At 63.9% G+C, this 10,318-nt stretch carries 9 protein-coding genes; 4 read left to right on the top strand and 5 right to left on the bottom strand.

The window, feature by feature from the left end:
* Positions 1-185: 185 nt before the first annotated feature.
* Both JMF86_RS32675 and JMF86_RS32680 read left to right on the top strand, forming a co-directional pair.
* Positions 186-1,301 carry an alkene reductase gene (locus JMF86_RS32675; RefSeq protein WP_201317293.1) on the top strand — a complete coding sequence of 372 codons (1,116 nt, stop codon included), beginning with the start codon at positions 186-188 and terminating at the stop codon, positions 1,299-1,301.
* Positions 1,302-1,493: 192 nt separating this feature from the next.
* The gene (locus JMF86_RS32680) at positions 1,494-2,426 is read left to right on the top strand and encodes a LysR family transcriptional regulator (protein WP_201317294.1); all 933 of its coding nucleotides are present in this window, start codon (positions 1,494-1,496) and stop codon (positions 2,424-2,426) included.
* On the opposite strand, the gene JMF86_RS32685 is transcribed toward JMF86_RS32680, so the two are convergent.
* The 5 genes from JMF86_RS32685 to JMF86_RS32705 all read right to left on the bottom strand — a co-directional run bounded on the left by JMF86_RS32685 (position 2,403) and on the right by JMF86_RS32705 (position 7,225).
* Entirely contained in the window at positions 2,403-3,119 is a 717-nt protein-coding gene (locus JMF86_RS32685; RefSeq protein WP_201317295.1) for an SDR family oxidoreductase, read from the bottom strand. The two genes, JMF86_RS32680 and JMF86_RS32685, sit on opposite strands and share 24 nt — an antisense overlap.
* Before the next feature lie 90 nt (positions 3,120-3,209).
* Positions 3,210-3,881 (bottom strand): peroxiredoxin-like family protein, encoded by a 672-nt coding sequence (locus JMF86_RS32690; protein WP_077179767.1) that lies wholly within the window; start codon positions 3,879-3,881, stop codon positions 3,210-3,212.
* 163 nt (positions 3,882-4,044) lie between these two features.
* Complete coding sequence (locus JMF86_RS32695) at positions 4,045-4,611, bottom strand: carboxymuconolactone decarboxylase family protein (RefSeq protein ID WP_077179766.1); 567 nt, start codon at positions 4,609-4,611, stop codon at positions 4,045-4,047.
* Between the two features lie 256 nt (positions 4,612-4,867).
* Positions 4,868-6,349 carry a winged helix-turn-helix domain-containing protein gene (locus tag JMF86_RS32700; RefSeq protein ID WP_077179765.1) on the bottom strand — a complete coding sequence of 494 codons (1,482 nt, stop codon included), beginning with the start codon at positions 6,347-6,349 and terminating at the stop codon, positions 4,868-4,870.
* A gap of 3 nt (positions 6,350-6,352) precedes the next feature.
* A complete protein-coding gene (locus JMF86_RS32705; protein ID WP_077179764.1) occupies positions 6,353-7,225 on the bottom strand; it encodes a PhzF family phenazine biosynthesis protein in 873 nt (290 codons plus the stop codon).
* A gap of 208 nt (positions 7,226-7,433) precedes the next feature.
* On the opposite strand from JMF86_RS32705, the gene JMF86_RS32710 reads away from it, so the two are divergent.
* Together JMF86_RS32710 and JMF86_RS32715 are read left to right on the top strand one after the other, a co-directional pair.
* Positions 7,434-8,288 carry an AraC family transcriptional regulator gene (locus tag JMF86_RS32710; RefSeq protein ID WP_077179763.1) on the top strand — a complete coding sequence of 285 codons (855 nt, stop codon included), beginning with the start codon at positions 7,434-7,436 and terminating at the stop codon, positions 8,286-8,288.
* A 371-nt stretch (positions 8,289-8,659) separates the two neighbouring features.
* Complete coding sequence (locus tag JMF86_RS32715; RefSeq protein WP_201317296.1) at positions 8,660-10,129, top strand: benzaldehyde dehydrogenase; 1,470 nt, start codon at positions 8,660-8,662, stop codon at positions 10,127-10,129.
* The last annotated feature ends 189 nt before the right edge of the window (positions 10,130-10,318 follow it).

Raw genomic sequence — 10,318 nt, forward strand, 5'->3', positions numbered from 1 at the left:
TCTCAAAAGCCGACGACCACTATCGGGCCAGAGCTCGACGATGCCCCATGACGCTCGCCGCGTCGCGCTCCAAACTATTCCGGGCAGGAATGACAGCTATCACCCGGTGCTGCCTTCTGCGGATTCACGCTTGCCCTGAAGATCCAGAGGCCCTCTCCCTTTTTTACTTTTTCAGGTAACGCGCAATGAATACGCTCTTCACCCCGACTCAGGTCGGCCCCTATCCGCTCGCTCACCGCGTCGTCATGGCGCCGCTCACACGGATGCGCACCGACGCGCACAACGTTCCCGGCGATCTGATGGTCGATTACTACGCACAGCGCGCCTCGTCGGGGGGGCTGCTGATTTCCGACGCAACCTCCGTGTCGCCGCTCGGCTTCGCTTATGTGGATGCGCCGGGCATCTACACCGAAGCACATGCACACGGCTGGCGACGTGTTGTCGACGCCGTCCACGCGAAAGGAGGACGCATCTTCGTGCAGCTGTGGCATGCGGGACGACAGGCGCATCCCGCCAACATCGGCGCAGAATTGCCGATCGCGCCTTCTGCCGTACGCGCCTATGAACACTCGGCGATCCACGACGAAAATGGCCAGGTCATTGAAGTCGAACAGGTGCTCCCCCGGGCACTCGCGCTGGAAGAAATTCCCGGCGTGATCGAAGAATTCCGTCACGCAGCGGCGCTGGCGAAACAGGCGGGTTTCGATGGTGTCGAACTGCATGCCGCCAATGGTTACCTGCCCGACCAGTTTCTGCGGGACGGCTCGAATCACCGTACGGACGCATATGGCGGCTCGCTCGAGAACCGCGCACGCTTTCTGTTCGAGGTGCTCGATGCAATCGGTTCGGTGTGGGAGGCCGGCCGCATCGCGGTCCGTCTTTCGCCCGGGAGTTCGTACGGCACGATGTCCGACAGCGATCCGCATGCCACGTTCGGCTATGTCGCGCGTCGTCTGGATGGCCATGGGCTCGCTTATCTGCATGTGGTCGAGCCGCGCGTGCGCGGTAACGATGACGTCGCCGCCGCGGCATCGGCGGTCTCGGCGAAAGACTTGCGGCGCGTGTTCAACGGCACGCTCATCGCGGCGGGCGGCTTCACCGCGGATAGCGCGCATCGCATGATCGAGGCAGGTGACGCCGATCTCGTCGCATTCGGGCGCCTGTTCATCTCCAATCCGGATCTGCCCGAACGACTGCGCGTCGGGGCGCCGCTCAACCACTACGACCGCTCGACGTTCTATGGCGGCGATGCACGCGGCTACACCGATTATTCGTTCCATGGCCCGGCGCCGGTCATCTGAACCAGCCTGCACGCGCGGCTGGTTTGCTTTTACGAATCGTTTCCGTGGGCGTGCGTGCCATTCCGCCGGCAAGAACCGATCGCCCGCAGTTTCATCGGCCACGTGGTCCGACGCGCTAGACTTAAGCCTTTGCGCCTTGGCACATCCCAACCACGACACGGACTTCACGGTCCTTCACGGAGAAGCAGCGGCATGGACCGGATGGCAGCAATGGAAACGTACGTCAGCGTCGTGGAGGCAGGCTCGTTCTCGGCCGCCGCCAAGCGACTCAAACTCGGGCAGCCGGCCGTCTCGAAGTCGATCGCGCAACTCGAGGCGCGGCTCGGCGTGCGACTTCTTTTGCGCTCGACACGCGGGCTGACGCCCACCGATGCCGGTCAGCGCTTCTACGAGCACGCGAGACGCGCCATCGAAGAAGTCGATCTTGCCGAGCAGGTCGCGCGCGATGCGTCTACCGGATTGGCCGGCGTGCTGCGCATCAGCGCCGCCGTGACCTTCGCGCGGCTGCATATCCTCCCTTCGCTCAAGACGTTTCTCGACCGGCACCCTGATTTGCAGATCGATATCGTGCTGGACGACCGCAGCATCGATCTGCTCGAGAAAGGCGTGGACGTCGCCCTGCGCATGGGGTCGCTCGACGATTCGACGATGACCGCGCGCCGCATCGCGCAAAGCCGCCGGCTGGTGGTCGGCACGCCGGCCTACCTCGCCGAGGCGGGCGTGCCGACCACGCCGGCGGACCTCTGTCAGCATCAGGTGATCGTGTATTCATTGCGAGGCGGCGGCGAGTCCTGGGCGTTCAGCCAGCACGGCAAGGAAGTGGCGGTGGTCGTATCCGGACGCGTCAGCGTGAGCGCCGCCGAAGGCATGCGTACGACGGTGCTCGGCGGACTGGGCCTGGCGATCGCGTCGGAATGGATGTTCTCGCCGGAACTCGCCGACGGCACGGTTCAGTCGGTACTGACCGACTGGGAATTGCCCGCGATCGACCTGTGGGCAGTCTTTCCGGCCGGACGCCTGGTCAGTGCGAAGGCAAGAGCGTTCATCGCCTTCGTCGAAGAGGTGCTCGGTGCAGCCGGCAGCAGTCGTGCCGGCCCGCACTCAGAAAGCGAGCTTGCCGATTGATGCTCCGCCGTCGACGTAAAGCGTCTGACCGGTCATGAAAGCCGCCGCATCGGACAGCAGAAACGCGATCGTCGCGGCGATTTCATGCGGCTGGCCGAAACGGCCCATCGGCACGGCGGCGAGATAGCGCTTCTCGCCTTCGCTGCCCGGCGGATTGTTCGCACGAAACAGCGCGGTCTCGGTTGGGCCGGGCGCGACGGCATTCACCGTGATGCCCGTGCCGGCCAGTTCCAACGCCCACGAACGCGCAAAACTCACGAGCGCTGCCTTGGCCGCTGCATACGCGGTGCGCTGCGTCATCCCCAGAATCGTCAGGCTCGAGATGTTCACGACACGCCCCCAGCCGCGGGCCCGCATGCCGGGAGGCAGCGCCTGCACCGTCTGCACGGCAGGATGAAGATTCAGCGCGAGAACGTCGTCGAGATCGTTCAGCGCGACCTCACCCAGACGCTGCGGCCTGACCAGCGCGACATTGTTCACGACGCCGTCGAACGTGTGACGACGCACGAGATCATCGAGCACCGCGCCCGTCGCGGCACGGTCGGCCAGATCGACGCGGACCAGCTCGCCCGGGAAATCGCTCGCGTCGCGCGCGAGACCCACTACATGGTGGCCGTCGGCAATCAGCCGTTCCGTCAACGCGAGACCAATGCCCTTGGTCGCGCCCGTTACGAGAAATGTACGATGTGTCATCGAATGTCCTTTACGAACCGGAAGAAATCGACATGCCGCGACCGGTTCCCCGGTGCGGCGTGGCGATCTGTGAGCGTTGAATGACAAGGCTCAGGCGCTGGCTATGGCTTTTTCCAGAACCGGGAACATGTCCGACGGGTCCGGACGGCGCGTGTAATCGGGGTTGACCTCCGAATACAGCACGATGCCATTCTGACCGATCACATAGCGAGCGGGCATCGGCAACGTCCAGCTCGGGTCGTTATTGAACGCCGGCAGATCGTTCTTCAGGTTTTTGTACAGTTCGACCAGATAGTCGGGCAACGCGAAACGCAGTCCGAAGTCGGCACCCGTCTGACCGTTCACGTCGCTCAGCACCGGAAAACCCAGTTCGTTGGTGCGCACGGCCTTGCGGCTGTTGACCGGCGTCTGCGGCGAAATCGCCACGACGTTCGCGCCGTAGGCCCGGATCTCCGGCAGCACTTCGTTGATCGCCTGCAATTCGATATTGCAGTATGGGCACCAGACGCCGCGATAGAACGTCACCACCAGCGGGCCCTTCACCAGCAACGCAGCGGAAGACACGTCGTTGCCATCCTGATCTTTCAGTTTGAAAGACGGCGCGCGGTCGCCGGCCTTGATCGCGCGACCCGCTTGCCCGCTCGCAATCAGTTCCGCGGTGGCGCGTTCCATCACCGGATGAATCTCCGGCGGTGCGTTGAACGGCGGCTTGCCTGCCTTGAAGTCGACCCGGAACGCGTCGAGTTTGTCTTGGAGTGACATGAGTATTCTCCGTCGAGAGAAATAGAGGAATAAGGAACGAACGAATCAGTGGGTTCAGGCTGCGTTTGGCGCTGAGGCAATGCGTGCGGCTTCGACCGCAGCGATACCTTCGAGCGCCGGGCGGTGGCCGATGCCCTCGTCGATCACGCGACGCAGGCCCGGCTCAGGCAGCGGCAGCGACCGGTTTGGTCCACTCGTTACCAGCCATGAAGCCGTCGAGTTCGGTGTGGACGATGTGGTTCGTGTAGTTGCTCATCACCTTGGTCGCCACACCCAGAATCACTTCAAGGACGTTCTGACGGGTGTAGCCGGCGGCGAGGAACGCATCGACATCGGCGTCCGGGACGAAGCCACGCTCACGCACCATGAGCGTCGTGAAGCGATGCAGCGCTTCGAGCTTGGCATCGGGCAGCGGCGTGCCCGCGCGCAGCGAGGCGATCACGCCTGCGTCCATCTTGATCATCTTTGCCAGCGTGCTGTGACCGGCCATGCAGTAGTGGCAGTCGTTCTCGAAGTTCGAGGTCAGGTAGACGACCTGTTGCTCGTGCGGCGTCAGCGTGCTTTTCGAGAACAGATCCCACAGCGCCGAATAGCCGGCCAGCAGCGCGGGCGATTCCGCCATATGCGCCTGAAGGTTGGGGACGAAGCCGAAGGCGCGCTTCGTGTCTTCGAGGCTGGCCTTCGACGCGGCCGGCGCGTTATCGATCGTGTAGGTTGGGAAGTGGCTCACCGTTTTGCTCCTGGTGGTTGACGGTGAACAAATGATGAAGGTCAGCGCCCGCTCGAAGAAGGCACGCGCCGTCGATAACAGTCATTCCTCGCAGGCATACCGCGATGGCGGTGCGGTTGGCGTGCACACGCTTGAAGAGACAGAGGGGCGCGACGGGAAGGAGTATTTCGATGCCGCCCGTGGGGCGGGACCGGCCGCTCGCTGCAATTCGTTCAGGCCGCGTCAGCGGGTCCGGGCCTACCATTGCCTTACATGCTCAGATGGCGCAGGCAAGCTCCCGCTCTTCCACTTTCTCGTTGAACGCATCCGTTCCAATGGTCGGCGCTTCGTCACAAGCACTGAAGTGGTAGCCGGCATAGTGCGCGAACATTCGAATGTCCTTCCCTCCGATGCGACGCTTTTGCAACGCGTATGCTCGGGCGGATTCGGAAAGAAAGAATCGATGTTCGCCGTTACCCGGCTCAACACTCACCAGCGACTTCTCGGTCAGTTCAGCAATGTCGCCGGCAACGTCAGACAGCGTATACCGCGCATCGCATACCAGCGCGCGCAATGCCTCGAAAGTAAAAGCACGCTGGAATGCCGCAACGTGGCCCAAGAGCTTCTGACTCGACGGGCTCAGCGACGCAAAGCTCCAATCGAAGCTGGCCTGTAACGTCTGGTGGTGCGCAAGCGCCGTCCGGTATCCCCGCGTCAGCAACTTGAAGCGATCGTCGAGAAATCCGTGAACACCTCGAACGCCCAATGCACCGATACGCCCGACTGCCATTTCGATCGCCAGTGGATTACCGTCGAGCCGACGACAGATATCGCCAACGAGACGAGCGCTTTTTCTTAAAGTATCAAGGTCGCAACCCGACTGTCGCGCGCGCTGCAAGAACATCTGCACTGCCTCACAATCCAGCAGCTCTGCGATGGATGACTCCGGACGTGGCACTTGGAGCGGACGCACGTGGCAGACAGTCTCACCTGATACCCTCAACGGCTCACGGCTCGTGACGAGTACCCGCAAGTTGCCAAGCCGCATGCAAACTGAATCGACCAGTCGAGCGACTGCATCGATGACGTGCTCGGCGTTGTCCAGCACCAGCAGCGTGCGGTCTCGCGGCAAAGCTGCGACTAGCGCGTCGACCTCCGACCTGTCGTCCCGTATCGGCAGGCCGAATGCCGTCGCGATTTTCTGCAAGACCGCTTCTGGAGAGGCGGCATCGGAAAGCGCGACGAAACGCGTGATATCAAAACGGCCGCTTACTGCCGCATGAGCAACTTCGATTGCCGCGCTCGTTTTCCCGACGCCCCCGGCGCCCACCAGTGTCAATATATGCGTCGTGTCCAGTATTGCCGCAATATTGGAGACCAGGCTGTCGCGTCCCGTGAGCGCCCCGTGCCGTCGCGGAATATCGCTGTCGGCCTGCCTGGGCGGTGTAGCCGGCGTCAAATTCGCGGTCGGGGCGGATCTCTGCGTCAGTTGGTAACCGCGACCGGGTACGGTCACAATCAGGTCGCGTTGCGGTCCGAGCAATTTTCGCAACGCGGAAATATGGACCTGCAGATTGTTTTCTTCAACTACCGTGCCGGGCCAGACCGCGGCCATCAACTCGTCTTTCGTGACGAGACGTCCCGCCGCCGACAACAGTACCGCGAGCACGTCAAATGCACGCGAACCGACATGGATAGCCTTCCCATCACGTCGTAACGAGCGCGTCGACAAATCGACTTCGAGTGTGCCCAGCAACATGACTCAGGCCTCGTCCATCAGACTAACCGGGCCACTGAGCCAGCAACCGCTGCTTTCATCGGCCGGATCGCGAAAGTTCACCGTGATCGCGGACGGACGTCCCATCGCCACACCCTGACGCACGACGATGCCGCGTCCCGCTCCGGTGACGAGCCCATAGCGATGCGCGCCGTACAGGAGCGCTGCCGCTGCGATGCCGGTCGCCGCGTCTTCCGGATAGCCGGACGCGCGCGGGAATTGCCGTGCGTCGAACACGTGCGGTGCATCGGCATCCAGCGAAAACGGATACAGACCGGTCGACGACAGCGCGTCGCATAGGGCTTCGATCACGTCGAGTTTCGGCGTGATCGCATTCAGCCGTGAGGTCGTGCGGACCGGCACCAGCGTTTTGGTGCGGCTCGTCGTTGCGTTGACGATGCCGAGCGGCAACAGATCGCCCGCATCGAGGTTCAATGCATCGAGTGTCCTGGCAATGAGCGCCGCGTCGACAACCGGCTCGACGCGTCCCGCCGGCTGACTGACTTCGATCCGCGCGTCGGACGCGTCGTACCGCGCGTCGACGCTGCCGCTCAGCGTTTCAATCAGCGCCGTGTTCGTGCGCCATGCGCCTGTGCGACGCAGCAGCCACAATGCGCCCAGCGTCGCGTGTCCGCACATCTCCATCTCGTGGTTGGGCACAAAAAAGCGGAAGCGGAAATCATGGTGCGGATCGACGGCGCGCATCACAAACCCGCTTTCCAGACCATACGCGCGGGCCACCTCTTTCATTTGCGCGTCGGACCAGCCGTTCGCGTCGAGCACAACCGGGGCCGGATTGCCGCCCTCGTCGGTGGTGGAAAATACCCGTACAAGCCGCACACGTTGTACGATGCTCATGCGCTTGCTCCCTAATTAACTCCGCCTATCGGTGTGCCGCCTTTTGTGAAGCCGGCGGGAAGGCTAGTCCGCCGTCCCTCGCAGCATGCACGGCCTGCGTTTTTTATTCGCTTCCATTTGGGCCGGAACATGCTCACTATCGGGCCATGGCGATTGGCGTCAGCGCGTTGCCCATTCCTTATAAAGTCCCAAGTCGCAGGTTCCCGCCATGTTTTATCAGACGTCCAAATCGCACATTCCCGCCGACCGCGTGGCTGCGACCCGTCGCATCACGATGGCCGATTACGTGACGTCGTGGCACGAGCACGAAGAGTTCATGTTCCTGCTGCCGAGTCAAGGCACGCTGACGCTGACTTCGGAGTGTTCAAAGCATTCGCAACGCATCGGCGCCGGCGTGCTTGCGATGGTTCCTGCCGGGATTTTTCACGACACGGCGAGCAATCCCGGAGAGCACTGCCATACGGCCGTCTATGCGGAGCGCGACTTCGTTTCGTTTTGTGCGCGCAAATCCAATGTCCGGATCGCCGGGGGCGATGCACCGCGCTACTGCGTGCCGCCGCCTGCTCTGCTTGGGGCACTGCGTTTGCAAACACAGTTCGACGCGGGCGACGAAACGGAGGAAGCACACGATATGGCGCGGTATCAGAACGATCTGGTCGATCGGCTGATTGCGTCGGCGTGCGTGGCGGCGGTGCTCGGCGCCGCACCGAGCGATGCCAATCCGAAGGTTTCGCGCGGGCAACTGGTCAGTGAAATCAAGGCGTACCTTGACGTCATGCTGGCTGAGCGGATCGATATCGAGACAATCGCTTCGGAATTCGCCATATCGCGACGTCATCTCACCCGGATCTTCCGCGAGGAGACCGGCGAAAGCCTCACCGATTATCAGCTCCGGCAACGGGTCATGCGCGCGCGTTCGCTCTTGAATGTTCCCGGCACGACCGTGCTGTCGGCAGCCCTGAGCGTAGGGATCGAATCGCCGTCCTACCTGGCAAGGCTATTTACCAAGTTCGGTCTGCCTGCGCCCCGCGATCTGAAGGCATCCCGTGCTCGATGCAACTGACGCCTCTTCACTTCCGACTTCTGTCGCCCCCGTTGAACTCGAACCACTCGGCCGGTAAATCCTGGCGTACCCGACCGCTCGCGATAAGCTTGCTGCCGGCGGTTGGACGCGGCGGCTCCAGACGGTGACGGTGAACGGCCGATGCCGCACCGGCAATATCTGCCACGTCATCACGCGGCGTGCGGCAAAAGTCCACACGGCAACTGTTCAATTTCCGCACACCGAATCGTATTCACCCGCCAATCCATGCGGGCGCGACGGATGGGAAAAAACCCGGATACCCCCGTTTCACCGCCGTCCCCTACCCTCGCGCGCATGCCGATCGACGCTCACGCAACGATCCGGCCGATCCGAAATCCCCAGGAGCGCACATGGATAGCAATACCCCCGCACTGTTCGACACCGACATCTGGCGCGGCAAGATCTTCACCGGCCGCTGGCACGCGAGCCCACAGGCGGCCGACGTGATCGAGCCGGCGACCGGCAACACGCTCGGCCGCATCGGTCTTGCCGACAGCTCGGCCATCGCCGAAGCATCAGCTACCGCGCACCGCGCCCAGCCCGCCTGGTTCGCCCTGCCCTACGACGACCGCGCAGCCGTCCTGCGCCGCGCCGCAGCCGTCGCCGAAACGCACGCCGACGCGATCGTCGACTGGCTCGTGCGCGAAAGCGGCTCGACGCGCGCGAAGGCGGCATTCGAAACGTCCGTCACGATCAAGGCGCTGCACGAAGCGGCCGGGCTGCCATCACGCGCGGCCGGCGAAGTGCTGCCGTCGGCGGCCGGCCGGCTGTCGCTCGCGCGCCGCCGCCCGCGCGGCGTGGTCGGCGTGATCTCGCCGTTCAATTTCCCGCTGTACCTCGCGATACGCGCGGTGGCACCCGCGCTCGCGCTCGGCAACGCGGTCGTGCTGAAGCCCGATCCGCGCACCGCCGTGTGCGGCGGCGTCGCGATCGCCCGCGTGTTCGAGCTCGCCGGCCTGCCCGAAGGCGTGTTGCACGTGCTGCCCGGCGACGGCGCGGCCGGCGCGGCGCTGGTCGCCGATCCGCACGTCGCGATGATCCAGTTCACCGGCTCCACCGCGGCCGGGCGCAAGGTCGGCGAAGCCGCCGGCCGCCACCTGAAGAAGGTATCGCTCGAACTCGGCGGCAAGAACTCGCTGATCGTGCTCGACGATGCCGACCTCGACCGCGCGGTCGCCAACACTGCATGGGGTGCGTATCTGCATCAAGGCCAGATCTGCATGGCGACCGGCCGCGTGCTCGTACAGCGCGCGATTCACGACCGCTTCGTCGCGAAGCTCGTCGAGAAGGCGCGCAGCCTGCGCTTCGGCGACCCGGCCACCGGTGACGTCGGCCTCGGCCCGCTGATCAACGCCGCGCAACGCGACCATGCGGCGAGCGTGGTCGATGCGGCCCGCCGCGCGGGCGCACGCGTCGAGACGGGCGGCGGCCATCGCGGCCTGTTCTTCGAGCCGACCGTGCTGAGTGGCGTCGCGCCGGGCAATCCGGCGTTCGACGAGGAGATTTTCGGGCCGGTCGCGATCGTCGTGCCGTTCGATACCGACGAAGACGCGATCGCGCTCGCGAACCGGACCGAATACGGGCTGTCGATGGCGATCCTGTCCGCCGACGTCGGCCGCGCACTGCGGATCGGCGAGCGCCTGAACACGGGGCTGCTGCACATCAACGACCAGACGGTCAACGACGAAGTGATCAACCCGTTCGGCGGCGTCGGCGCATCGGGCAATGGCTCGAGCATCGGCGGTGCGGCAAACTGGGAGGAATTCACGCAGTGGCAGTGGCTGACGATCAAGGGCGAAGCGCCGCCGTATCCGATTTGACGAGGAGACCGACCATGTACACCGAACACGACACACGCGCCGTCACCGCGGCCGTCGCGCGCGCCGCCGGCGCGCCCTTCTCGATCGAAGCGGCCCGCATCCGCGCGCCGCGCGGCGACGAGGTGCTGGTGCGCGTCGTCGCGACCGGCTTGTGCCATACCGACCTGATCGTGCGCGACCAGTACTATC

Source organism: Burkholderia sp. E168m15 (assembly GCF_016586105.1).
In the GTDB taxonomy this organism is placed as follows: Bacteria; Pseudomonadota; Gammaproteobacteria; order Burkholderiales; family Burkholderiaceae; genus Burkholderia; species Burkholderia orbicola.

What these genes read in the sequence shown, in the direction of transcription:
- JMF86_RS32675 (WP_201317293.1), top strand. Translation starts at nt 186, where the DNA reads ATGAATACGCTCTTCACCCCGACTCAGGTCGGCCCCTATCCGCTCGCT.
- JMF86_RS32680 (WP_201317294.1), top strand. Translation starts at nt 1,494, where the DNA reads ATGGACCGGATGGCAGCAATGGAAACGTACGTCAGCGTCGTGGAGGCA.
- JMF86_RS32685 (WP_201317295.1), bottom strand. Translation starts at nt 3,119, where the DNA reads ATGACACATCGTACATTTCTCGTAACGGGCGCGACCAAGGGCATTGGT.
- JMF86_RS32690 (WP_077179767.1), bottom strand. Translation starts at nt 3,881, where the DNA reads ATGTCACTCCAAGACAAACTCGACGCGTTCCGGGTCGACTTCAAGGCA.
- JMF86_RS32700 (WP_077179765.1), bottom strand. Translation starts at nt 6,349, where the DNA reads ATGTTGCTGGGCACACTCGAAGTCGATTTGTCGACGCGCTCGTTACGA.
- JMF86_RS32705 (WP_077179764.1), bottom strand. Translation starts at nt 7,225, where the DNA reads ATGAGCATCGTACAACGTGTGCGGCTTGTACGGGTATTTTCCACCACC.
- JMF86_RS32710 (WP_077179763.1), top strand. Translation starts at nt 7,434, where the DNA reads ATGTTTTATCAGACGTCCAAATCGCACATTCCCGCCGACCGCGTGGCT.
- JMF86_RS32715 (WP_201317296.1), top strand. Translation starts at nt 8,660, where the DNA reads ATGGATAGCAATACCCCCGCACTGTTCGACACCGACATCTGGCGCGGC.